The organism is Arthrobacter sp. UYEF36 (genome assembly GCF_040547025.1).
Lineage (GTDB): Bacteria > Actinomycetota > Actinomycetes > Actinomycetales > Micrococcaceae > Arthrobacter.
In genome coordinates this window covers 45,910-69,768 of sequence record NZ_JBEPOX010000009.1, presented here as the reverse complement: position 1 = coordinate 69,768, position 23,859 = coordinate 45,910, and the positions used below count along the sequence as shown (strand labels likewise).

Genomic DNA, 23,859 nt, shown 5'->3' with positions numbered 1-23,859 from the left:
GTTACCGCTTCCTGCCGTGCTGCTTGGAGGGCTTTGCCTTCAAGGACTTGGTGTTCAACGACTGTGCTTTGAGCGACGTCGCGGTCACCGGGGCCGCCGTTTCCAGGACGAGTCCGGCCATGCGCTGGTCGGCGTCCCGGATGCCGAGCTTTTCGGCGCTGGCCGCCATCCGGGCGAGCCGGTCGGGGTCCTGGAGCAGCGGGATGATGTGCTCGCGGACCCAGCCGGGGGAAAACGTGCTGTCCTCCACCAGCAGGGCACCTCCCGCGTCGACGAGTCCGGCGGCGTTGAGCGCCTGTTCGCCGTTGCCGATCGGCAGCGGAACGAAGACGGCGGGCAGGCCGACGGCGGCGACCTCGCAGACCGTCGCAGCCCCGGAGCGGGCCAGCAGCAGGTCTGCGGCGGCGTACACGGTTTCCATGCCGTCGACGTATTCGCGCTGCTGGTAGCCCGGTGCCGCGAGTGGCTTGCCGTCGGCGTCGTGGACGGCCTTGCCGCGGCCGGTGAGGTGCAGGGTCTGGATGCCGGCCTCCGAGAGGAGGCCGACCGAGGCCGCGATGGTGCGGTTGATGCTTTGGGCGCCCGAGGAGCCGCCGGTGACAATCAGGGCCGGACGCTCCGGGTCCAGGCCGAGGGCTTCCCGGGCCGCGGTCCTCGCGGCGGTCCGGTCAAGGCCCGAGATTTCCTTGCGCATCGGCATGCCGACGTGCCGGGAGGCGCCCAGCCTGGTGGCGGCGAAGGCCACGGCGACGTGTCCGCCCAGCCGGGCTCCGACGCGGTTCGCCAGTCCCGGGCGGGCATTTGCCTCATGGATGACGATCGGGATCTTCCGGCGCCGGGCGGCGAGGTACATCGGCGTGCAGACGTATCCGCCGACGCCGACCAGGACGTCCGCTTGGGCCTCGTCAAGGATGACACCGGCCTGTTTCACCGCGCCGGCCAGCCGTCCCGGCAGCCGCAGCAGGTCCAGCGAGGGCCGGCGCGGGAAGGGGACCCGGCTGACGGTCGCAAGGTCCAGCCCTGCGGCCGGGACCAGCCGGGCTTCCATCCCGCCGGGTGTTCCGACGGCCAGGAGCCGCACCCCGGGGCGGGCCTCCCGGAGCGCGTGTGCGATGGCCAGGAGCGGGCTGATGTGCCCGGCTGTGCCGCCGCCGGCGAGGACGACGGACAAAGACGAATCGGTGTTCATGGGGGCCTATTTACGCTTTCGTGCGGGATTGCTGGGGGCGGGGGTTCTTGCGGTCCGCGGTCCGGTCACGGCCGGCCCGGCTACCGGTGTTCCGGTGGTGGGCTTGGCGGCGGCTTTGCGGGCCGTGGCTGCCTTGGCGGCCGGATCTTTGCCGGACTTCCCGGACTTTCCGGATTTGGCGGGCTGCCCGGATTTGCCGGGGTTTCCGGGGTTTCCTGCCGCGGTCCGCGCCGCGGTCCGCTTCCGCAGGGACGCCGCGAGGCCGGCCGGGCCGAACCTGAACAGCCGCTTGGGCTGCAGGCCGGGTGCCATCTGGGCACGGGCAAGTGACAAGACTACGCCGATCGCGCACAGTGACATCAGCAGCGCCGAGCCGCCGTAGGAAATGAACGGGAGCGGGATTCCCACCACGGGCGCCAGGCCGGTGACCACGGCCATGTTGACCGTCGCCTGGCCGAGCAGCCAGACCATGATGGTGCCGGCCAGGACACGGTGGAACATGTCCTTCTGGGCCACCACAACGCGGTAAATGGCGGTGCCGAGGATGGCGAAGAGGACCAGCACCACCAGCGTCCCGACCAGGCCGAGCTCCTCGCCGATGATGGCGAAGATGAAGTCATTGTGGGCTTCCGGGATCCAGCTGTACTTCTGCCGGCTTTGGCCCAGCCCCACCCCGAACCATCCGCCGGAGGCGAGGCCGTACAGGCCGTTGGTGGACTGGTAGTTCAGGTCGGTGCCGTCCGCGCAGGTCTGCCCGGTCCAGGACAGGATCCGGCACACCCGGTTGGGGCTCGTGATGGCAAGCACGGCGGTGCCCGCGGCGAGGACGACCCCGGCGATGCCGAACAGGTACAGCCGCACTCCGGCGAAGAACAGGGCGGCCGCCGTGATCATCATGACGATCATGGCGGTGCCAAGGTCGTTGCCCATGAGGATGAGCCCGATCACTCCGGCGGCGCCCGGGAGCACGACCGGGATCAGGGCGTGCTTGGCCTGGGACAGCAGCTTGGCTTTGCGGTCCAGTACCGTCGCCATCCACAGCGCAAGCGCCAGTTTGGCGGCCTCGGAGGGCTGGAAGGTGAAGGGTCCGACGTCGATCCAGTTCTGGTTGCCGAGGGCGCTGCGGCCGACGAGCAGCACCAGCACCAGCAGCACGAACGCCACCAGGATGGCGATCCAGGCACCCCGCTTGAGCCAGACCACGTTGACCCGCGAGAGCAGGAACATGCTGAACAGGCCGATCCCGGCGAACATCCCCTGTTTGAGGGCGGCGGTGTAGGGCGACTCCCCTGCCGCGATGGCTTCCACGCTGGAAGCGGAGAGCACCATCAAGATGCCGATGGCCGTGAGCGCCAGGGTCGATCCCAGGATCAGGTAGTACGTGGAGCCGTTGCGGGACTTCCCGGTTCCTTCCAGGGCGGACCAGAATCCCCGGTGCCAGCCCCGGACTTTCCGGGCCGCCGACTGCGGGCCTGCTGCTGCCCCGGGCGCTGATGCTTTCGCTGCCGGTGATTTCGCGGCGGGCGGTTGGGTTGCGGCCGGTGCGGCCGCTGGGTTACGTGTGGGCGTGCTGACCATTGTTACTCCTCGCTGGTCTGAGCCTGCCCTTCCACGAGCTCGCGGACAGCTTCGATGAAGGCGTCGCCACGGTGAGCGTAGGAAGAGAACTGGTCCATGGATGCTGCCGCCGGGGCCAGGAGCACAGTGTCCCCGGAAGCGGCCAGCTGCGCCGCCGACGCAACGGCCTGGGCCATCACAGTCCCGCCGGCAATCGGCGAGGGTGCTGCTACGGCGTCGGCCGTCCCGGCAGTCTGCACCTCTTCAGTTTCGCCCTTCCCCGCACCGATCACGGGGACATCGGGTGCGTGTCGCTGCAGTGCGGAGCGGAGATCGCTGGAGTCGGCCCCGATCAGGACCACGGCCTTGAGCCGCCGGGCGTGCTGCTGGATCAGCGGCTCGTAGTTCACGCCTTTGGACAGCCCGCCGGCTATCCACACAACGCTCTCGAACGCGGAGAGCGAGGCGGCGGCGGCATGCGGGTTGGTGGCCTTGGAGTCATTGACCCAGAGGACGCCGTCGTGGCGGGCGACGAGCTGGATGCGGTGGTCCCCCGGCAGGTAGTTCAGCAGTCCCTTGCGGACGGCGGCAGGCTCGACCCCGTAGGCCCGGACAAGGGCTGCGGCGGCCAGGGCGTTGGCCACCATGTGGCGTGGAGCCACCGGGCCGAGGTCTGACACGGCCGCCAGTTCGGCGGCGCTGTCCTTGCGTTCTGCGATGAAGGCGCGGTCCACCAGGAGTCCTTCGACGACGCCGAGCATGCTGACAGCCGGCGTGAGCGTGGTGAAGGCCACCGCACGGCAGCCTTCCACGACGTCTGCAGCCTCCACCATGCGTTCGGTTTCGATCTGCTCGGCGTTGTAGATGCACGCCTTCTGGGTGTGTTCGTAGACTTTGGCCTTGTCCGCCAGGTAGGACGCATAGGAGCCGTGCCAGTCGACATGGTCCTCGGCGACGTTGAGGCAGACGCTCGCAACCGGCGAGACGGAATCGCTCCAGTGCAGCTGGAAGCTGGAGAGCTCGACGGCGAAGACGTCGTAGTCCACCGGATCGCGCAGCGCATCCAGGATCGGTGTCCCGACGTTGCCGACGGCGATGGCCTTGAGCCCGGCCGCCTGCAGCATCGATTCGGTCAGCCCGACGGTGGTGGTCTTGCCGTTGGTGCCGGTAATGGTCAGCCAGTCGGCGGTCTTGCGACCCTTGCGTTCGCGGAGCCGCCACGCGAGTTCGACATCGCCCCAGACCGGGATGTGGGTCCTGGCCGCGGCGGCGAGCAGCGCCTGGTCCGGCCGCCAGCCCGGGGAGGTGACGATCAAATCCGGCCTGGCACCATCGATTTTGGGAACGGTTTCCACGGCGTCCTCGCCCAGCAGGACGTCGGCGGCGCCGACGATCCGGAGCGTGTCGGCCTGGGCCTGCGCCGTGGGGCCGGTGGCGGCGTCGACCACGACCACGCGGGCGCCGAGTTCGATGAGCGTGTCCGCGGCGGCGAAGCCGGAGACCCCGATGCCGGTGACAACGACCCGCAGTCCGGCCCAGTCGGAGTCCCAGCTGACCAGGTCAGAGAGCCGGGGTGAAGTGGTGAGGGGTGCGGGAATCGGACCAGTCACAGGAGTACCACCCATTCGGCGTAGAAGATGCCCATCCCGGCGGCGACAAAGAGTCCGCACAGGATCCAGAACCGGACGACGACGGTGACCTCGGCCCAGCCCTTGAGTTCAAAGTGGTGCTGGAGCGGGGCCATCTTGAAGAAGCGTTTGCCCTTGGTGATCTTGAAGTAGCCGACCTGGATGATCACCGAGAGGGTGATCAGGACGAAGAGGCCGCCGATGAAGGCGAGCAGCAGTTCGGTCCGGGACAGGATGGCGAAGCCGGCGACGGCGCCGCCGATGGCCAGCGACCCGGTGTCTCCCATAAAGATCTTGGCCGGTGAGGTGTTCCACCACAGGAAACCGACCAGCGCCGCGCTGAGGATGGCGGCGAGGAGGGCCAGGTCCAGCGGGTCGCGGACGGTGTAGCAGCCCGCGCCGGCCTGCCGCGGCGAACCGCAGGACTGGTTGCTCTGCCAGATCCCCATCAGGGTGTACGCGCCGAAGACCATGATGGAGGCACCGGCGGCGAGGCCGTCGAGGCCGTCCGTGAGGTTCACGCCGTTGGTGGCGGCGGTGATGATCAGGTTCGACCACAGCACAAAGAGGATGGCGCCGATCAGGGTGCCGGCGAAGGCCAGGTTGAGCCACGGGATATCGCGGACCAGGGAGATCTGGTAGGACGCAGGCGTCACGCCGTTCTCGTCCGGGAACTGCAGGGCGAGGACCGCGAAGATGATGCCCACGGCGGCCTGCAGGATCAGTTTGGCCTTGGCGTTCAGGCCCAGGCTCCGCTGTTTGGAGATCTTGATGAAGTCATCCAGGAAGCCGACCAGCCCCATGCCGACCATCAGGAACAGCAGCAGCAGTGCCGAGGCGGACGGGCCCGGGGATGCCGGGTTGATCATCCACATGACGAGGTGCGTGATGCCATAGCTGGCGAGCACCGACAGGACCACGACGGTGCCGCCCATGGTGGGGGTGCCGCGCTTGGTGTGGTGCGTGGTGGGTCCGTCATCCCGGATGAACTGCCCGTAGCTCTTGCGGACCAGGAAGCGGATAAAGAGCGGGGTGCCCAGGAAGGCAAACAGCAAGGCCAGTCCAGCGCCCATCAGCAGTGCAATCACAGCAGCGCACTCCCTTCAGTGGCGGTTCCGGCGGCGGGTTTGGCTGCGGTTTCGCCAGCCCTGCCCTCAGCGGCACCAGCAGCGGTCCCGGGGGCTTGTGGGGGTAATGCTATCCGATCGCCCAGGTGGCGCAGCCCGATGCTGTTGGAGGACTTGAACAGCACCAGGTCGCCGGGCTCAAGCTCGGCCTGCAGGAGGTCGTAGGCTTCCTCCGGGGTCTCGGCGAAGACGCACTCATTGCCCCAGGACCCCTCGTTGACGGCTGAGACATAGAGCGAGCGTGCCTCGCGTCCCACAACGACGAGCCGGGAGATGTTGAGCCGGACCACCTGGGTGCCCACCGCCATGTGTTCGCGGATGGAATCGGGGCCCAGCTCCAGCATTGCCCCGAGCACGGCCCAGGTCCGGCGGCCCCTGCCGAGGTCGGCGAGGGTCCGCAGCGCGGCGCGCATGGACTCCGGGTTGGCGTTGTACGCATCGTTGATGATGGTGACGCCGTCGGGCCGTTCGGTGCGTTCCATCCGCCACCGGCTGGCGGCGGCCTGGGCGCCCAGCGAGGCCGCGATCCGTGCGGCGGGGACGCCGGCGGCGTGGGCCGCTGCCGCCGCCGCCAGCAGGTTGGCGAGGTGGTGGGCGCCGATCAGCTGGGCCGCGACGTGGTGCCCGCCGCTCTCGCCGGGCAGGAACAGGTCGAATTCGGGGCTGCCGCCGGCTGTCAGCTCGACGCCCTCGGCGCGGACGCGCCCTGAACCGGATCCGCCGGACACGCGGTCCGGCTGGGCGGAGTAACCGAGCACGGTGGCCCGGGTGCGCGTGTCCATGGCGGCGACGCGGGCGTCGTCCAGGTTGAGGACCGCGGTGCCGGTGGCCGCCAGGGCCTCGACGAGTTCGCCCTTGGCGAGGGCAATGTTGTCCACGCCGCCGAATTCACCGGCATGGGCCGTGCCGACACCAAGAACCACCCCGATGTCGGGGCGGACCATCTCCGCGAGGTAGCTGATGTGTCCGACGCCGGTAGCGCCCATCTCGATCACGAGGTAGCGGGTGTCGACTCCGGCCTTGAAGACGGTGAGCGGGACCCCGACTTCGCCGTTGTAGGAACCCTGCGGGGCAATGGTGTTCCCCTCCGCGGCCAGGATCCCGGCCAGCAGGTCCTTGGTGGTGGTCTTGCCGGCGGAACCGGTGATGCCAATCACGGTCAGCGGCTCGCCGTCGGCCGCGCGGCCGGCGCGGATCCGTCGGACGGCTTCCGCGGCGAGGGCGCCCATCGCGAGGACCGAGTCCTGGACCACGATGGCGGGGTAGCTGCCGCCGGCGGTGTCCGCGACATCATGCTCGACCAGGGCCAGGACGGCGCCGCGTTCGAAGGCTGCGGCGACGAAGTCGTGGCCGTCGGCCGTCTCGCCCGGCTTGGCCACGTAGAGGGAACCCGGCGTGGCTTCCCGGGAGTCGGTCACCACTGAGCCGGGGGTGATTCCCGGTTCGGCGGCCAGGCGGCCGTTCGTTATGTCGGCGATTTCCGCCGCGGTAAATGCAATCATCTCGGTTTAGGACTCTATCCGCTGGTCTTCGAGAACGGTGAATCCCCGAGCTGTCAAGGCAGAGCGGAGCTCCACCCTGTCGTCAAGGGCGAGGTTGACGCCTTTGACTTCCTGCCAAACTTCGTGGCCCCGCCCCGCGACGAGGATGGTGTCGGCCGGGCCCGCGAGTTCCACGGCCTTCCGGATGGCGGCGTCGCGGGGGAAGACCTCCATGATGCTGCAGTCCAGGCCCTCGTGCTCCTTGGCCTCGACCGCGCCCACCAGGACGTCTGCGCGGATCTCTGCGGCGTCCTCGTCGTGCGGATCGTCGTCGCTGACAATGACGACGTCGGCCAGTCGCGCGGCGATGGCACCCATGGCGGGCCGCTTGCCCTGGTCCCGCTGGCCCGTGGCACCAAAGACGATGATCACCCGGGACCCCGGTTCCGGGGAGCGGACGGCTTCCAGCGCGCGGGCCAGGGCGTCGGGATTGTGCGCGAAGTCGACCACCGCTGCGGGGGCGGTGGAAACGAGCTGCATGCGGCCGGGGACGGCGACGGTGAAGGGGTCTCCGTCGTCGAGGGCGGCCTGGACCGCGGCGGCATCGTGGCCGCCCGCGAGCACCATGACAGTTGCCAGCGCGGCGTTGGCCACATTGAAGCTTCCGGGCAGCCCGGTGTGGACGCGCAGCTCCGTGCCGCCGCCGTGGCGGAGCGTGAACACCGTGCCGAGCCCGCGCGGAACCGGATTCAGGACCGTCCAGTCCGCAACTGCGCCCATTACGGCCGCCGCGCCGGTGGCGCGGGAGGACAGCGTTGTCACCGGAATGCCGGCGGCTGCGGCGAGCTTCACGCCCCAGTCGTCGTCGACCATCACCACCGCGCGGCGGGCCCGCCCGGGGGTGAAGAGCCGGGCCTTGGTCTGGAAGTACTCCTCCATGCTGCCGTGCAGGTCGAGGTGGTCCTGGGTCAGGTTGGTGAAGCCGGCGACGTCGAATTCGACCCCGTCCACGCGGTGGAACGCGACGGCGTGCGAGGAGACTTCCATCGAGGCCGCGTCGAGGCCGCGTTCGCGCATCAGGGCCAGCAGGGCGTGGACGTCGGTGGATTCCGGGGTCGTGAGGAGGCTGGGGATCGGCTCCCCGCCGGCCAGGATCTCGATGGTGCCGATCAGTCCCGTCTTCTGCCCGAGGGCCTGCAGCAGGGCGTTGATGAAGTAGGTGGTGGTGGTCTTGCCGTTGGTGCCCGTGACCCCGTAGAGGGCCGGAGCGGGCTCATCCTGCGGCCGGCTCCGGTAGATCAGGGCAGACAGCCTCCCCACGAGGCTGCGGGGTTCTTCGGCCAGCAGTACCGGGACCGCGATGTCGTGGGAGAACGCCAGCAGGCGCGCGCCGGCGTCGTCCGTCAGCACGGCGGCCGCCCCGGCCTCCAGTGCCTGGGAGACAAAGTCGGCCCCGTGCCGGGCCGCACCGGGCAGGGCGACGTAGAGATCGCCGGGCTGTACGGCGCGGGAGTTCAAGGAGATCCCGGTGACCGCGACGGAGCCGGATGCCCCGGAGACTACGACGCCGATCGACTCGCCGATGGTTGCCAGCGGCACTGCAGCCACTGCAGCGGGCCGGAAGCCCGGGGTGGACCCCGGGCCGGACGGCGCGGCGGAAGCGCCGGGGGCATTCTGGTCTGACACGAGGATCTCCGTTGGTGGTGCTGGTGGATCTGGCGCTGCGCGCGGAGGACCGCTCCGGCCCGCAGGCTCAGCTCCCAGGTACAGGTTGGTGGTGGACGTGCGTGGTGCTGGTTCCCGCGCGGGCGCTACTTGACGTACTGCGGCAGCCGGACGGGTTCGCCGGTGGACGGCGGGACGTTGTACGTCCGCAGCGCCTGGCTCATCACGGACCGGAAAACCGGACCGTTTGAGATGCCGTAGATATCGCCTTTGGGCCGTTGCAGGACCACTTCAACAATAAACCGCGGATCGTCCATCGGCGCCATCCCCACCATCGACGCCGTGAAGCCGCAGAAGCCGGCAGTACCGTCGTCGCACGGGGACTGGGAGGTTCCGGTCTTCGCCCCGACCCGGTAGCCGTCCAGGCCGGCTTCCTTGATCTGGCCCTCGGTGACGGCGCTCTCGAGGATGTCCCGCACCTGCCGGGCGGTGTCCGGGGTGACTATTTGCCGCGGATCCTTGGCCGGCACCTTTTCCTCGGTGCCGTCCGGGTTGATGTAGCTGTCGATCAGCCGCGGCTGGAGCATCACCCCGTTGTTGCCGATGCTTTGGAACGCCCGGACGGTCTGCAGCGTGGACTGCGAGACGCCCTGGCCGAACAGCACGGTGTACTCCTGGCGGCCGTCCCACTGCTCGTGGGGGGTCAGGATGCCCGTGGCTTCCGCGGGCAGTCCAATGTCCGGCGCCTCACCGATGCCGAACTTCTTCAGCCAGTCGTAGCGCTGCTCCTTGCTGAGCCGCTGGCCCGCCATGACCGTGCCGGTATTCATCGACCAGCCAAGGATGCCGGCCAGGGTCCGCTCCTCGGTGCCGTGCGCGAAGGAATCGCTGAACGTCTGCCCGTCCACGGTGTACGACGACGGGATGGTGAACTTGTCCAGCGGGAATGATTTGCCTTCCTCGATCAGCGCGGCGGCCGTCATCATCTTTTGCACCGATCCGGGCTCGTACGCCGCGGTGACGGCCCGGACGCCGCGGTCCTGGGCATCGACCTTTCCCGGGTCGTTGGGGTCCGGGGAGTTGGTGTCAGCCATGGCGATGATGTCGCCGGTCTTGATGTCCTGGACGATGACGACGCCCCACTCGGCGCTGAGCTTGTCCCGCTGGCTCTGGATTGCCTGCTGGGCGAAGTACTGGAGGTCCGAGTTCAGCGTGAGCTTGATGTCCTTGCCGTTGACCGCCGGGGTCAACTGGTCAACTCCGACCGGGATACGCAGCCCGTCTGCGCCGATTTCGAAGAGCCGCTTGCCCGCGGTTCCCCTGAGGATCCCGTCCTGGGTCTGCTCGAGGCCGGCCTGGCCGGTGGTGCCGTCCTTCAGGAAACCCACGATCCCGCCGGCCACCGAGCCGTTGGGGTACACCCGCTTGCTGGTGCCTTCGGTGACGATGCCGGGGATCTGCAGCTTGGAGATGCGGTCCTCGACGTCGGGCTTCAGGTCCTTGGCCACGATGTAGTAGCGCTGGTTCCCCGTGAGTGCGTCCTTGACGGTGTCCTTGTCCATTCCCAGCACCGTGGCGAGTTCGCTGATGCCCTGGTCCCGGCTGACCTTGACGAGCTCTTCCTTGCCGTCCACCGGCTCCAGCCGGCGGAAAGACTCGGTCTTGGTGTTGACGGTCTGATCGACGACGAGGTTGTAGCGGATTACGCTGCTGGCCAGGACGGTGCCGTTGGTATCCAGGATGCTGCCGCGTTCGGCGGGCAGTTCAATGGGGGTGAGCCTGTTCTGGAGGGCGGCCTCGGCCATGCCGCCGACGTCGAGGCCCTGGACCAGGAAGAGTTTTCCGCCGACGACGAGCAGGAGCGTCAGCATGACGCCGAGGCCCAGCCGCAACCGCCTTGTCGCGCTCGGCGCTTTCGCCTTGCGTGCCTTGCCGGTGTTCTGCGCCACGATGTTTCCTTGCTATTTGCCTGGCTGGTGGTCCGTCCTGCGTTACTGTCCCGGAACCTTCTGCGCGGGGGCGGGAACGGAGCCGCCGTGGAGTTCGACTGCCGGAACGGCCGGGGCGGCGGCGGCCGGAGGGGCCGGTACGGCCTTGGCGGCCGGTTCCGCGGCGGCCGGCGCGGCGGCCGCGGCGGCTGCCGCGGGTTTGCGGTTCGCGAGCGGCTCCTTGACGGTGGCCGGCGGAACGACGCTGAGTTGTCCGGCCACGGCCGGGGCGGCTATGACGGCGCCGGGGGCGTCGCCCTTGACCGCAGGCTTGGCTTTGCCCGTGACGGTCAGGGTGGAAAGGTCGATCTGGCCCTTCCCGGTCGAAGCCACCATGCCCAGCTCCGTGGCCTTGGCGGCCAGGTTCTGCGGGGCGTCGAAGTTCTGCACCTGCTGGGTGAGGTCCTGGTTCTGTTTCGTCAGCGTGGACTGCTCGCTCCGCAGCTGCACCAGCTGGTACTGCGCGGTGGAAACGGAGATGTTGAGGACCAGTACCGCCATCAGGGCTATTGCAAGGAGGCCAAAGCAGAGGACGACGAACGGGGCACGCCGCTTCTGCGGGGTCGACCGGACCAGGGAGAGCGGGGTGCGCGCTTTCCGGGAGGGGCCGGTTCCGGGAGTGATCCCGGGCAGGGCGCGGGCTGTCGCGTCGGTGGCAACGGGGAATCTGTTGACAGCGGCAGTGCTCATGCGGCCCTCCTGGCTTTGATACGTTCCACGGCGCGGAGCCTGGCGGAAGCGGCGCGTGGGTTCTCGGCGATTTCAGCGGCGGTGGGCACTTCGGTGCCCTTCGTCAGGGTTTTCAGCTCGGCTTTGTGCTCTTCGAGTTCCACGGGGAAGCCGAGCGGTGCGGAGGATTTGGATCCTGCCTGGAAGAAGCCCTTGACGATCTTGTCTTCCAGCGAGTGGTACGACATAACGACGACGCGGCCGCCGACTGCGATGGCGTTGATGGCCGCGGGGATGGCGCGGTCCAGGACATCGAGTTCTTCGTTGACCTCGATCCGGAGCGCCTGGAAGGTCCGCTTCGCCGGATGTCCACCCGACTTTGCGGCGCCGGCGGGGACCACATCACGGATCTGTTCAACGAGCTCACCTGTGGTGGTGAAGGGCTTCGCCGCGCGGGCGGTGACGATCCGGTTGGCGATGCGGCCGGCAAACTTCTCCTCGCCCCATTTCCGGATGATCCGGACCAGGTCCTCTTCGCTGTAGTTGTTGACGACGTCGGCGGCGGTCTGGCCGCGGCTCGTGTCCATGCGCATGTCCAGCGGGGCGTCGAAGGAGTAGGCGAAGCCACGTTCCCGTTCGTCCAGCTGGAGCGACGAGACCCCGAGGTCCATCAGGACCCCGTGGACCTCCGCGAAGCCGAGGTCCTCGAGGATTTCGGGGATTTCGTCATACACCGCGTGCACCAGGTCGATCCGGCCGGCGAAGGGCGCCAGTCGCTCCCCCGCGAGGGCGAGGGCTTCCTCGTCACGGTCGATGCCGATCAGGTGCAGGTCCGGAAAGCGCTGGAGCATGGCTTCGGAGTGTCCGCCCATGCCCAGGGTGGCGTCAATGACCACGGGGGTCTCGCCTCGGCTGCGCGCCGTTTCGAATCCGGGTGCCAACAAATTGATGCACCGGTCCTTGAGGACCGGTACATGACGTTCGGACGTGGGCTTCGACTGGTCAGGGTCCGTCATGCCTGCGTCCTTTCGTGGTCCGGCTGATTTATGGAGTGCGGTTGCTGGGTGTGTGTGCCGCTTCTTGATCCAGATCCCCATCCGCGCCTATCCTGCGTCTGCCTGGCTCCGGGGAAGTGAGCCAGGAAAACAGCCCGATGGGCGGCTGGAGATCTCGGTCAAGAATCGTGCAGTACTGCTTGGCTGGTTGGTTCCTGTGGGGCTTCAGAGAATCCCCGGTATTGCATCGTCGGTCTCCGAGAAGGCCGTTTCCTTTTCAGCGAGGTACTCGTTCCAGGCCTGGGCGTCCCAGATCTCCGCGCGGGTGCCTGCACCAATAACGGCGAGTTCCCTGCCCAGCCCTGCGTACTCCCGGAGCGCCGGCGGAATCGTCACGCGCCCCTGCTTGTCAGGTACCTCGTCGGAGGCTCCAGAGAGAAAAACACGGATGTAGTCACGAGCCTGCTTGTTGGAGATTGGTGCCTCCCGCATTTGCTCGTGGACCCGGCCGAATTCCGCCTCACTGAAGACGTAGATGCAGCGTTCCTGGCCCCGTGTGAGAACCAGCCCGCCAGCAAGCTCCTCACGGAACTTCGCGGGGAGGATGATTCGGCCTTTTTCGTCCAGACGCGGCGAATGTGTGCCGAGAAACACGGCCCACCGCCTGTCTGTTCGTAGGAAGCCCAACGTCCCCTGTGCTGCCACTACCCTCTTACGTCCTCCACATTACTCCACATCCCTCCACAGTCAACGACACGCCGAACGATTCGGCCTCAATTTGTGGGATCGACGGCCCCGTATCCCTGTTATGGCTGGGAATTGGGGCGGGTGGGGCACAGTGGAGGGAATCTGCAGGGCCGTGCCGCTCCGGCCTCCGGTGCGGGGCCCAGGACGAACCCGCGGGGTCCGGCGGGGCTCCTGCGGCCCGGCATTCGGCGCACATCGCGGCTCGAAACCCCGATTAACGAAAAAAGACCCGCCGGAGCGGGTCTTTGATGCCACCTGGGTTTCCCCTGTGGTGGAAAGTGGAGATCGACGGGGAGGTCCGGCGGACCGGACGGAACCTAGGGTTCCCCGCGGTGCCGTTCGTCCCAGCGTTCCTCAAGATTGCTCATGAACGAACTCCTGGGCTTCCCGGACTTCCGGGCCGCATCCTCGGCCTTGGCTTTGCCGGCAGCCGCCCCGCGCATGGTGGCGTAGTAGACCCCGGCACCCATGACCACGAAGCCCAGAACTCCGACGAAGATGTTTTGGATCGTCACGCCAAATAGCAGAAGCACGACGCCTGCCAAGGTGGCCAGGACACCGATCACCAGATGGCGGGTTGACCATGAACGTCCCGCGTCCGAGCCCATCGAGCTGGCGAACTTTGGATCGTCCTCATGCAGCTGCTTCTCAAGTTGCTCCAGCAACTTCTGTTCGTGCTCCGAGAGCGGCATCACGACCTCCTTAAGTCGGCCAACGTCCAGACTGACGCGGCCAGTGTCCCTAATCCCACAACGTGCGGGATTCCCGTGTGGTTCCCATTCGCCGCCATTGGTCGATTGGGGGTCTTCACGGCCCGTTCCCGGGTGGTCAGCTGGTCCTGCATTAGTCCGGACGCTCGATCCAGTCGTTCCAAACTTACGTACTAATTACGTACTAATAAGGATAGTTTGTTGCGCCCTGTTCTGAAAGATGCCAAACGTCCCCTTGACTTCAAGAAGTGGCGGATTGACATCCCAAGGATCAGCCCGAGTTGCTTCCGGGGTCCAGGAGCCTGGCCGGAAGCACTGATTTTGTGCCAAATTTCCGGGTCACCTGGTCCAGGACCTGCTCCGCGGCGCGCCAGTTGTCGTCCCGGCGGTCAAGGCTCAGCTGCAGGGGCGCCTGCGCGGCTTCTTCGAGCTGTTCGGCCCGGATGCCCACAAGCCGCACGGTCATGGGGCGGTCACCGACCGACTCCAGGAGTTGGACGGCGACGGCGTAGAGCAGCTGGGCGCTGTCGATCGGGGTGCTGACCGTGCGGCTGCGGGTGATCGTGGAGAAGTCCGCGTAGCGCAGCTTGAGGGCCACGGTGCGCGCGTGCATGCCGGCACTGCGGAGCCGCTCCGCCGTCCGGTGCGACAGGCGCAGCAATTCCCGGTGTAGCAGTGCCCCGTCGGCGGTGTCCACCGCAAAGGTCTCTTCCGCGCCGATGCTCTTCTCGAGTCGGACGGGGGTCACCGGTCGGGGGTCGATGCCCCACGACAGCCGGTAAACGTGTTCACCGGAAGCGCCGAGCACCTTCCGGAGGGACGGGAGCGGGGACGCCGCGACATCCGCGACGGTCCGGATGCCCATCCGGGACAGCACCTCAACCGTTTTGGCGCCGACGCCCCAGAGGGCGCTGACCGGAAGGCTGTGCAGGTACGGGACAGTCTCCTCCGGCCCGATGAGCAGCAGCCCGTTCGGCTTGCACCGGGTGGAGGCAATCTTCGCCACGAACTTGCTGGCGGCTATCCCCACGGAAGCGGTGATGCCCAGCTCACTGCGGACCCGGGTGCGGATGAGTTCGCCGATCCCGCGGGGCGGGCCCAGCCGCCGGATCGCTCCCCCGACGTCGAGGAAGGCCTCGTCCACGCTGAGCGGCTCCACCAGTTCGGTAATCGACCCGAAGATCTCCATAATCTGGCCCGACACCTCGTAGTAGAGCCTGTGCCGGGGCTCGATAACGACGGCGGAGGGGCACATCCGCATGGCCACCACCATCGGCATGGCGGACTTGACGCCAAATTTCCGGGCCTCGTACGAGGCGGACAGCACGACCGACCGGTCGGCCGGGTAGCCCACGATGACAGGTTTGCCCACGAGCGCGGGACGGCTGCGCAGTTCCACGGAAACAAAGAACGCGTCCATGTCCACGTGCATGATGCTGCTCCGCCGGAGCTCCCGCAGTTGCGCTTCGCTGGGCCGCCTGGCTGCGCCCTGGGGAGACTGCTCCCGCTGCTGTTTATCCTGGTCCGGCCCCACAACTTCAATCCTATGCCCCGGGACTGACTAAACTGGAGGCTGCATCCGGCGTCAACACCAGGAGGAAAGTCCCTGTGAAGGTATTAGGACAGCGCAGCCGCGCTGCGGTAGCCGTCTTGGCGGCGGGCACGCTGATGGCCCTGGCCGCCTGCACACCCGCCAACCCCGGGACCACTTCCTCGGGCTCCTCGTCCGCCTCGGCTGCGCCGTCCGCGGCCGGGCCCACCACGACGGCGCCGGCCAGCCCCTCCGCCGAACCCGGCACCTCGGCCACCGTCGGTGCGATGGTTCCCGGGTTCCCGGAAACGCTCCTGCCGGTGATGCCCGGGGCGAAGGTCGTCTCCAGCAGCTTCGACAAGACCACGGAACCCGCTACGGTGGCACTGGTCGGCAGCATCTCTGCGCCGTCGGCCGAAGTGCTCGCCTTCTACACGAAGGAACTGGAGGCCCAGGGCTTCAAGGCCGTTCCGGGTGAAACTGTGGGAGCCGTGCCGTCCAAGGACTTCCTCCGCGGTGACACCGAGACAGTCAACATTTCCGTGCTGGAAACCGCCGGCGTCTCCACCTTCACCATCGGTGCGAACGTCGCCGCCGAGTCCGTCAAGTGACCCTCGCGGAGCAGCTGCGTCTGGAACAAACTGCCTATGTTGCCGCAGTCGCCGGGAAGCTCACCGATTTCCTGGCCACCCGCCAGGCGGTGATGTCCTCGATCTCCCCGGACATCGATCCGCTGATGGGGTCCATCTCGAACCTCGTCACCGGCGGCAAACGCCTCCGGGCGCTGATGTGCTACTGGGGCTGGCGGGGCGCGGGCGGCGGGGCGGGAGCCAACGAGATCGTGACGGCAGGCTCCGCGCTGGAGCTGTTCCAGGCAGCCGCCCTGATCCACGACGACATCATCGACCGCTCTGACACCCGCAGGGGCGGCCCCAGCGTGCACCGGCGCTTCAGCGAACTGCACGAGACGCAGGGCTGGGCACTGGACAGCGAACGGTTCGGGCACGCGGCCGCCATCCTGACCGGCGATCTGTGCCTGTCCTTCAGCGAGGAATCCTTTACCGAGATCGGGCAGAGCGCAGCCTCCGGGAGCCGGGCGCGGCTGATCTTCAACCTGATGCGCGCCGAGGTCATGGCGGGCCAGTACCTGGATATCCTGGAGGAGGTGGCGGGTCCCCGTCGGGACCGGGCCGGAGCCGTCAGCCGCGCCCAGTCCATCATCCGGTTCAAGTCGGCCAAGTACTCCACCGAACATCCGCTGGCTTTGGGCGGCGCCCTGGCCGGCGCCCACGACGAGCTGCTGCGGGGCTACTCGGCATTCGCCCTTCCGTTGGGCGAGGCCTTCCAGCTCCGCGACGACGTCCTGGGAGTCTTCGGTGATCCTGTTACCACCGGCAAACCGGCGGGAGACGATCTCCGGGAAGGCAAGCGGACCGTCCTGATCGCCTTTGCCCTGGACCTGGCCAGCCCCGCCGAGTCCGCGTTCATCGACGCAAAGCTGGGCAGCCCCGGGCTGGGCGATGCCGACGTGGACGAAATCCGCCGCATCATCGCGGACTGCGGCGCGCTCCAGGCCACGGAAGTCCTGATCGAGGAATTTGGACGCGCAGCGTTCGCTGCCCTGGATCTCCTGCCGTTGGAGGAACTGCCCAAGACGGCGCTCCGGAAGCTGGCCGAGGCCACGGTCAGCCGCGCGGCCTGAACCGCAGCCCCCGGCGGCACCGGAACCCGGCGGCACCAACAATGCAGGCCCTGCACCTCACAACTGAGGGACAGGGCCTGCATTAGTTCAGAATGGGACGTTGGTTGCGGCTACCAGGCCAGCGACTGCGCCCGGCGCCGGATTTCCGTTTTGCGCCCCTCCCGGAGGGCGTCGATCGGACGGCCGCGCAGGGAATCGTCCGGCGTAAACAACCAGGTAACGAGTTCCTCGTCGGAATAGCCGGCGTCCGCGAGGACCACGATCGTTCCCTTGAGGCTTTCAACAGCATGACCGTCCTGGATGAAGTCCGCAGGAACGCAGCGGATCCGTCGTTCCCCGACCCTCAGTGCCGCCAGCGCACGTTCATCAAGAAGCGCATGAACCTTGGTAATCGAAACGTTCAGAAGCTGTGCGACATCGGGCAGGGGCAGCCATTCGCCCACAAGGCTTTCTACATTACTCACGGATCAAGATTGCCATGCCGGCAGGCTCTGCGCCTAGTCGACGACGCCCCGTTTAACTCCGGCCGCCCCCGGCGCCGATTCCGTCCGCGCCGCGGCCCCCTCTGACCGACACTCCGCGGACCTCCCTTGCAGAATGTCAAACACTTCTTGTGCTAATTCCCAAATCATGAGAGATTCACATGGATCACATTTGTAACTGCAATAACTTGAGTCACACTGGTAACACCAGTACTGCCGGCCACACCCGCAGCGTTCGCCGCTGAGAAGAGGACCTTTCCCATGACGACGTCACGTTCGCCAAAGCCCACTGCGCGGCCCAGCCTGCCGATGATTGCGGCCACGACGGCGGCCCTTCCCGCCGTCGTCCTGTCTTCTCTGGCGATCGCCCAGCCGGCCGCGGCCGAGTCCCGCACCCGCGCCATCCCGGCCACCCTTGCTGCGGCCATGCAGGCCCAGGCCCAGGCGCAGACCGCCCGGTCGCTGGGTTCCGCGTTGATTCCTGCCAGTTCCGTCCCGGCGGCTGTGCCGTCCGCCTTCCGGCCGGCCCAGGTTTCCGCCCCCGAGGAGTACACGATCGCCCGCGGTGACACGATCAGCGGAATCGCCGGCAAGTTTGGCCTGGACACGAACGCCATCCTGGAAGTGAACGGGCTGCAGGCGAACACCATCATCTACCCCGGCCAGAAGATCAAACTCGGCGGCCCGGCCACAGCGCCGGAGCCCGCGGCTCCCGCCGCCGCTGCCGGCAGCGTCTACACCGTGAAGTCGGGCGACACCCTTGGCGCCATCGCGGCCCGCCACGGAGTCAAGCTTTCCGAGGTCTTCGGCTGGAACGGGCTCAACCTGGGCTCCATCATCTACCCCGGCCAGCAGATCAAGATCGGCGGGGCCGCGGCACCTGCCCCGGCCCCGGCAGCCCCCGCCCCGGTGGCGACGGCCTCGACCCCGGCGGCACCGGCCCCCGCGTCAGGTTCCTACACCATCAAGTCCGGCGACACCCTCTCCGGAATCGCCGCACGGAACGGCGTCAAGCTCGCCGACATCCTGTCCGCCAACCGCCTGACGACGAGCAGCATCATCTACCCCGGCCAGAAGCTGGCCCTGCCGGGCGGGGCCATCACCCCGGCGTCGACTCCTCCCGCTGCCACGGTCACGCCGCTCGTCCCGAGCACCTTCCTCGGCTACACGTACCCGGCCGCCGTTGTCAGCTCCGCCAACCAGAACAAGGCCCTGCTGAACGCCTCGCCGGTGCCCAGCCGCGAACAGATGAAGACCATCGTCGCGGACACCGCCCGCCGCATGGGCGTCGATCCGTCACTCGCCCTGGCCTTCGCGTTCCAGGAATCCAGCTTCGACCACCGCTCGGTCTCCCCGGCCAACGCGATCGGCACCATGCAGGTCATCCCCTCCTCGGGTGAGTGGGCGTCGGACCTCGTGGGCCGCCAGCTGAACCTGCTGGACCCGTACGACAACGCCACGGCCGGCGTCGCGATCATCCGCCAGCTGCTCCGCACCAGCCCGGACCAGGACTCCGCCATCGCGGGTTACTACCAGGGACAGTACTCGGTCAGCAAGTACGGCATGTACGACGACACCAAGCGCTACGTGGAGTCCATCAAGGCGCACCAGAAGAACTTCGGCTAGAAGTCCAGAGCAGCCACGGCCGCCCCGTCCAAGCCACGGCCAAGCCACGACTGATAACGATACGGGCCCGGATCGCATGTTGATTCGGGCCCGTTTCCGTGCAGCGATTAGGATCGTATAGTGCAGGATTACTCGTCGGACCCTCTCGTTGGCACTCTGGTGGATGGCCGGTACCTGATTCAGTCCAGGCTCGCCAGCGGCGGGATGTCCACTGTGTATGTGGCCACCGACCGCCGGCTGGAGCGGGATGTGGCACTGAAGGTGCTGCACCCCCACATGACCGGGGACCCGCAGTTCCTCGACCGGCTGGGCCGCGAGGCCAAGGCCGCGGCCCGGCTGTCGCATCCGCACGTCGTGGGAGTGCTGGACCAGGGCGAGGATGACCGGGTGGCCTACCTGGTGATGGAGTACATCAAGGGCCACACCCTGCGCGACGTCCTCAAGGACAAGGGCGCGCTTCCTCCGCGCCTTGCCCTGGCGCTGATCGACCCCGTCGTCGAGGGCCTGGGGGCGGCCCATGAAGCGGGCCTCATCCACCGGGACATCAAACCCGAGAACGTTCTGATCGCCGACGACGGACGGATCAAGCTCGGCGACTTCGGGCTGGCCCGCGCCATTTCGACGTCGACCAGCACCGGGGCGCTGATCGGCACCGTGGCGTACCTCTCCCCTGAACTCGTGCTGGGCCGGCAGGCCGACGCGCGCAGTGACATCTACTCGGTCGGGATCATGCTGTACGAGATGATCACCGGCCGGCAGCCATTCGACGGCGAGGTCCCCATCCAGGTCGCCTACCAGCACGTCAACTCTGCTGTCGGCGCCCCCTCCGGGCTCGTGCCGGGACTCGCCGCTGAAATTGACGAACTCGTGCAGTGGTGCACCGCCAACGACCCCGACAAGCGCCCCGTCGACGGAAGCGCCCTGCTCTCCGAACTCCGCCACATCCGGAGGAACCTCAGCGACGCCGAACTCGACCTGCAGCCCCCGGCGGCGCGTCCGGCGCGTCCGGCCGTCCCGGCCGTGCCGCCCACCCCCAGCCCGCCGGCCCGGCGCCCCGGCGGCTCCCCGGAGCCCCGCGACGGCAGCGGCGCCACCGAAGTGATCGGCGGCCGCCAGCAGCCCACGGAGTTCATCGCCCGCGGCAGCAACCCGACCACCGTGATGTCCGCGGCCCCGCGCCACCCCGGCTACGGCCCGCTGTCCGCCCCCGACGACGTGAACTACAACAGCTACGCCAACTACGCCAACTACGCCAACTACGACGACGGAAACAATTCCGCAGTTCCTGCCAGCAAGCGGGCGCAGCGCAAACTCGACCGTGACGAGGAGAAGGCGCGCCAGCGTGCCGCGGCCACGCCGGTCCGGACCCTGCGCGAGGGGAACCCCCGCCGCCGGGGGCTGCTGTGGATTCTTGTCCTGGTCATCGCGGCTTTGCTGGCCGGCGGGGCCGGCTGGTTCTTCGGCATGGGACCGGGCTCCCCCGGCACGGTTCCGCAGCTCGCGAACAAGACGGTGGCGGAGGCCCAGCAACTGCTCCGCACGGCCGGATTCCAGTCCACCACCAGGGACGTCTTCGACGACGACGTCGCCCCCGGGCTGGTGGTCGGTTCTGTTCCGGCAGCCGGGGAAGTCATCCGGAAGTTCCAGCCGGTGTCCCTCGCGGTCTCCAGGGGTCCCGAGCTGTTTCCTCTGCCGGACCTGGTCGGGGGGTCCCTGGACGAGGCCAAGACCGCCCTCAACGGCGCGGGTATGGCCCTCGGGCAGATCTCTGAAACCTTTGATGAATCCGCGGCCGCCGGCACCGTCCTGGCGCAGGCACCGCGCAGCGGCAATCCGGTCCGCCACGGCACCCCGGTGGACCTCACCGTGTCCAAAGGCCCGCAGCCCATTCCGGTGCCGGACGTGCGGGGCCAGGATCAGGGCGACGCGGTCGCGGCCATCGAAGCCGCCGGCCTGAAGGCCGTGGTCTCGCCGGAAACCGTCTTTGACCGCAGCGTGCCCAAGGGCGCCGTGGTGGCGCAGGACCCGGCCTCCGGAAACCTCATCCGGGGCGGCACCGTCACCCTGACCGTGTCCAAGGGGCCCAGGCTCGTTGACGTTCCGAGCTTCATCGGCGATCAGGTCGACGAGGCCAGGGACGCCCTCCGGGAGCTGGGCTTCGAAGTCCGGGTGAACGAGATCCTGGGCGGGTTCTTCGGCACGGTCCGGGACCAGGACCCCGTGAACAAGAAGGTTCCGGAGGGCTCCGTGGTCACCCTGACCGTGGTCTGACCGTCTGGTCCGGGTAACACCGCGGGTCTGAGAACGGATAATCCGGCTGCCGCCGGATCAACAGCTCCGCCCCGGCTGATTCAGCCGGGGCGGAGCTTTGTGCCGGGCGGGCGGACCCGCTGGACGGGTGCCTTAGCGCTTGGCCAGGGCCCCGGCCACCAGGAAGGCCATCTCGAGGGACTGCATGTGGTTCAGGCGGGGATCGCAAACTGATTCATAGCGGTCCAGGAAGGACTCCTGGTCCACCGGATCGGCCCCGCCGAGGCACTCGGCCACGTCGTCGCCGGTCATTTCGACGTGCAGCCCGCCGGGGACCGTGCCGAGCGCGTGGTGGACCTCGAAGAAGCCGCGCACCTCATCAATGACGTCGTCGAAGTTCCGGGTCTTGTAGCCGTTCGGCGAGGTGACCGTGTTGCCGTGCATCGGGTCGGTGACCCAGAGGACCTGGGCGCCGGACGCGGTGACCCGCTCCACGATCGGGGGCAGCTTCTCGCGGATGTTGCCGGCACCCATCCGGGTGATGAAGGTCAGGCGGCCGGGTTCGCGGTCCGGGTCCAGCTTGTCGATCAGGCGCAGCGCGTCGTCGCCGCTGGTGCCCGGCCCCAGCTTCACACCGATCGGGTTGCGGACCCGGGAGAGGAAGTCGACGTGGGCGTGGTCCAGTTCGCGGGTGCGCTCACCGATCCAGAGGAAGTGCGCGGAGGTGTCGTACGGGTAGCCGGTGCGGGAGTCAATGCGGGTCAGGGCACGCTCGTAGTCGAGCAGCAGCGCTTCGTGGCTGGCGTAGAACTCCACGCGCTTGAGGGCCTCGAAGTCAGCGCCGCAGGACGACATGAACTTGATGGCACGGTCGATGTCCCGGGCCAGTGACTCGTAGCGTGCGTGGGCGGGATTTTCGGTGAAGCCCTTGTTCCACTGGTGCACCAGCCGCAGGTCCGCGAAGCCGCCCTGGGTGAACGCCCGGATCAGGTTCAGGGTGGACGCGGAGGTGTGATAGGCCTTCAGCATCCGGCCGGCGTCGTGGGCGCGGGACTCCGGGGTGAAGTCGTAGCCGTTGACGATGTCGCCGCGGTAGGCCGGCAGCGTGACGCCTTCCCGGGTCTCATCGTTGGACGAGCGCGGCTTGGCGAACTGCCCGGCCATCCGGCCCATCTTGATGACCGGCATGGCGGCGCCGTAGGTGAGGACCACTGCCATCTGCAGGATGGTGCGGACGCGGGCGCTGATCTTGTCCGCCGTGGCGGCCTCGAACGTTTCCGCGCAGTCGCCGCCCTGGAGCAGGAACGCTTTGCCCTGCGCCGCCGCGGCGAGGCGTTCGCGCAGGATGTCCACTTCGCCCGCGAAGACCAGCGGCGGGAGGACGGACAGTTCCTTGACGGAGGCGTCGAAGACGCCCTTGTCAGACCAGCTCGGCTGCTGGGAGGCCGGCAGTTCCCGCCAGTGGTCCAGGCCGGGATAGTTGGCGGCACCGCTTTGGGCGGTGCTGGTCAGGGCGGAGCCCGCCACGGGCGAGCCGCTCAGGGAACTGTTCAGGGGGAAGGCCGAAGGCGCAGATAGCTCAGTCACCCTCTAAGGATAGTTGCCTCCGTGGCGATCGTCGGACCCGGGCCGTCATTGACGGCCCGGGTCCCGTCACACGCTCCGGTCATGCACTTCCCGGCGCTGCCGGACCGGCGCCCGCGGCGCCGTCCTCCGGCACTTCGGTGGCTTTCCCGGCGAGCCGGAGCTTGACGACGGCAGCGTACTCGTCGACGTATTCCTGGCCGGAGAGCCGCATGAGTTCATACATGATCTCATCGGTCACGGACCGCTGGATCAGCCGGTCATCCTCCATGCCGTAGTACCGGCTGAAGTCCAGTGGTTCGCCGAAGATCATCCCGATGCGCCGGATGTTGGGCATCCGTTTGCCGATCGGCTGGACCTTGTCCGTTCCGATCATCGCGACCGGGACTACCGGGACGCGGGCCTGCAGGGCCAGCCGCGCCACCCCCACCTTGCCGCGGTACAGCCGGGAGTCTGGGCTGCGGGTGCCCTCGGGGTAGATGCCCAGGAGCGAGCCGTTCTTCAGCACGTCCATGCCGGCATTGAGCGAGAGCGCGGACGCCGCACCGCCGGAGCGGTCCATCGGCAACTGGTTGGTCAGCCGGAAGAAGGTGGCCGTGAGCCTGCCTTTGACCCCTTTGCCGGTGAAGTACTCCGACTTGGCGAGGAAAACAACGGGACGGGGCACCATTAGCGGCATGAAGATGGAGTCGGAAAAGGAGAGATGGTTGGAGGCCAGAATGGCTGCGCCCTCGGCAGGGACGTTGTCCAGGCCCTTGACCCAGGGCCTGAAAAGCGTCTTCAGGACCGGTCCGAGAACAAACGTCTTCATGAACCAATAAAACACGTGGTGAACCTCTCCGGAAGGCGTCTGGCCGGCCCTCCACCGGACCCGGCCAGCACTTCAATGACACCCTACTCTAGTGAGTTTTGTCCGGAACAGTGACAC

The 23,859-nt window shown here is 67.8% G+C and carries 18 protein-coding genes and 1 pseudogene; 4 read left to right on the top strand and 15 right to left on the bottom strand.

Features of this window, described 5'->3' with window-relative positions:
- Position 1: 1 nt before the first annotated feature.
- The 12 genes and pseudogenes from murG to dinB all read right to left on the bottom strand — a co-directional run bounded on the left by murG (position 2) and on the right by dinB (position 15,290).
- Positions 2-1,189, bottom strand: a complete 1,188-nt coding sequence (murG, locus tag ABIB29_RS13980; protein ID WP_354173409.1) for an undecaprenyldiphospho-muramoylpentapeptide beta-N-acetylglucosaminyltransferase — start codon at positions 1,187-1,189, stop codon at positions 2-4.
- Positions 1,190-1,423: 234 nt separating this feature from the next.
- Positions 1,424-2,767, bottom strand: a pseudogene (gene ftsW, locus ABIB29_RS13975) (putative lipid II flippase FtsW); the annotation flags it as partial.
- 2 nt (positions 2,768-2,769) lie between these two features.
- Positions 2,770-4,371, bottom strand: coding sequence for a UDP-N-acetylmuramoyl-L-alanine--D-glutamate ligase (gene murD, locus ABIB29_RS13970; protein ID WP_354173407.1), 1,602 nt, complete (start codon positions 4,369-4,371; stop codon positions 2,770-2,772).
- Complete coding sequence (gene mraY / locus ABIB29_RS13965) at positions 4,353-5,462, bottom strand: phospho-N-acetylmuramoyl-pentapeptide-transferase (protein WP_354173406.1); 1,110 nt, start codon at positions 5,460-5,462, stop codon at positions 4,353-4,355. The genes murD and mraY overlap by 19 nt, the downstream gene beginning before the upstream one ends.
- Entirely contained in the window at positions 5,459-7,003 is a 1,545-nt protein-coding gene (locus ABIB29_RS13960) for a UDP-N-acetylmuramoyl-tripeptide--D-alanyl-D-alanine ligase (RefSeq protein ID WP_354173405.1), read from the bottom strand. Before ABIB29_RS13960 ends, mraY begins: the two co-directional genes overlap by 4 nt.
- A 6-nt stretch (positions 7,004-7,009) precedes the next feature.
- Complete coding sequence (locus ABIB29_RS13955) at positions 7,010-8,668, bottom strand: UDP-N-acetylmuramoyl-L-alanyl-D-glutamate--2,6-diaminopimelate ligase (protein ID WP_354173404.1); 1,659 nt, start codon at positions 8,666-8,668, stop codon at positions 7,010-7,012.
- Between the two features lie 125 nt (positions 8,669-8,793).
- A complete protein-coding gene (locus ABIB29_RS13950; protein WP_354173403.1) occupies positions 8,794-10,596 on the bottom strand; it encodes a peptidoglycan D,D-transpeptidase FtsI family protein in 1,803 nt (600 codons plus the stop codon).
- Positions 10,597-10,638: 42 nt separating this feature from the next.
- Complete coding sequence (gene ftsL, locus ABIB29_RS13945) at positions 10,639-11,325, bottom strand: cell division protein FtsL (protein WP_354173402.1); 687 nt, start codon at positions 11,323-11,325, stop codon at positions 10,639-10,641.
- The gene (gene rsmH / locus ABIB29_RS13940; RefSeq protein ID WP_354173401.1) at positions 11,322-12,320 is read right to left on the bottom strand and encodes a 16S rRNA (cytosine(1402)-N(4))-methyltransferase RsmH; all 999 of its coding nucleotides are present in this window, start codon (positions 12,318-12,320) and stop codon (positions 11,322-11,324) included. The genes ftsL and rsmH overlap by 4 nt, the downstream gene beginning before the upstream one ends.
- A 204-nt stretch (positions 12,321-12,524) precedes the next feature.
- Positions 12,525-12,953 (bottom strand): division/cell wall cluster transcriptional repressor MraZ, encoded by a 429-nt coding sequence (mraZ, locus tag ABIB29_RS13935; protein ID WP_056431195.1) that lies wholly within the window; start codon positions 12,951-12,953, stop codon positions 12,525-12,527.
- Between the two features lie 410 nt (positions 12,954-13,363).
- Entirely contained in the window at positions 13,364-13,738 is a 375-nt protein-coding gene (locus tag ABIB29_RS13930) for an SCO2097 family morphological protein (RefSeq protein ID WP_354173400.1), read from the bottom strand.
- 289 nt (positions 13,739-14,027) lie between these two features.
- Complete coding sequence (dinB, locus tag ABIB29_RS13925) at positions 14,028-15,290, bottom strand: DNA polymerase IV (protein WP_502915617.1); 1,263 nt, start codon at positions 15,288-15,290, stop codon at positions 14,028-14,030.
- Positions 15,291-15,364: 74 nt separating this feature from the next.
- Here dinB and ABIB29_RS13920 point away from each other — a divergent pair, with 74 nt between their 5' ends.
- Together ABIB29_RS13920 and ABIB29_RS13915 are read left to right on the top strand one after the other, a co-directional pair.
- Entirely contained in the window at positions 15,365-15,898 is a 534-nt protein-coding gene (locus tag ABIB29_RS13920; protein WP_354173399.1) for a hypothetical protein, read from the top strand.
- Positions 15,895-16,989: a polyprenyl synthetase family protein gene (locus tag ABIB29_RS13915; RefSeq protein WP_354173398.1), complete on the top strand. Its 1,095-nt coding sequence runs from the start codon at positions 15,895-15,897 to the stop codon at positions 16,987-16,989. The genes ABIB29_RS13920 and ABIB29_RS13915 overlap by 4 nt, the downstream gene beginning before the upstream one ends.
- 110 nt (positions 16,990-17,099) lie before the next feature.
- Here ABIB29_RS13915 and ABIB29_RS13910 read toward each other — a convergent pair whose 3' ends face one another.
- Positions 17,100-17,453 carry an Rv2175c family DNA-binding protein gene (locus tag ABIB29_RS13910; protein ID WP_354173397.1) on the bottom strand — a complete coding sequence of 118 codons (354 nt, stop codon included), beginning with the start codon at positions 17,451-17,453 and terminating at the stop codon, positions 17,100-17,102.
- A 279-nt stretch (positions 17,454-17,732) separates the two neighbouring features.
- Here ABIB29_RS13910 and ABIB29_RS13905 point away from each other — a divergent pair, with 279 nt between their 5' ends.
- Entirely contained in the window at positions 17,733-19,097 is a 1,365-nt protein-coding gene (locus ABIB29_RS13905; protein WP_354173396.1) for a LysM peptidoglycan-binding domain-containing protein, read from the top strand.
- A gap of 117 nt (positions 19,098-19,214) precedes the next feature.
- Positions 19,215-21,368 carry a Stk1 family PASTA domain-containing Ser/Thr kinase gene (locus ABIB29_RS13900; protein WP_354173527.1) on the top strand — a complete coding sequence of 718 codons (2,154 nt, stop codon included), beginning with the start codon at positions 19,215-19,217 and terminating at the stop codon, positions 21,366-21,368.
- Positions 21,369-21,500: 132 nt separating this feature from the next.
- On the opposite strand, the gene ABIB29_RS13895 is transcribed toward ABIB29_RS13900, so the two are convergent.
- Both ABIB29_RS13895 and ABIB29_RS13890 read right to left on the bottom strand, forming a co-directional pair.
- Positions 21,501-22,934 (bottom strand): class II 3-deoxy-7-phosphoheptulonate synthase, encoded by a 1,434-nt coding sequence (locus ABIB29_RS13895; protein WP_502915616.1) that lies wholly within the window; start codon positions 22,932-22,934, stop codon positions 21,501-21,503.
- Positions 22,935-23,013: 79 nt separating this feature from the next.
- Positions 23,014-23,757, bottom strand: a complete 744-nt coding sequence (locus ABIB29_RS13890; RefSeq protein WP_354173395.1) for a lysophospholipid acyltransferase family protein — start codon at positions 23,755-23,757, stop codon at positions 23,014-23,016.
- Between the last annotated feature and the right edge of the window lie 102 nt (positions 23,758-23,859).

Excerpts from the sequence above, each read along its gene's own strand:
- ABIB29_RS13930 (WP_354173400.1), bottom strand. The coding sequence starts at position 13,738 with ATGCCGCTCTCGGAGCACGAACAGAAGTTGCTGGAGCAACTTGAGAAG.
- ABIB29_RS13905 (WP_354173396.1), top strand. The coding sequence starts at position 17,733 with ATGACGACGTCACGTTCGCCAAAGCCCACTGCGCGGCCCAGCCTGCCG.
- rsmH (WP_354173401.1), bottom strand. The coding sequence starts at position 12,320 with ATGACGGACCCTGACCAGTCGAAGCCCACGTCCGAACGTCATGTACCG.
- ftsL (WP_354173402.1), bottom strand. The coding sequence starts at position 11,325 with ATGAGCACTGCCGCTGTCAACAGATTCCCCGTTGCCACCGACGCGACA.
- murG (WP_354173409.1), bottom strand. The coding sequence starts at position 1,189 with ATGAACACCGATTCGTCTTTGTCCGTCGTCCTCGCCGGCGGCGGCACA.
- ABIB29_RS13960 (WP_354173405.1), bottom strand. The coding sequence starts at position 7,003 with ATGATTGCATTTACCGCGGCGGAAATCGCCGACATAACGAACGGCCGC.
- murD (WP_354173407.1), bottom strand. The coding sequence starts at position 4,371 with ATGGGTGGTACTCCTGTGACTGGTCCGATTCCCGCACCCCTCACCACT.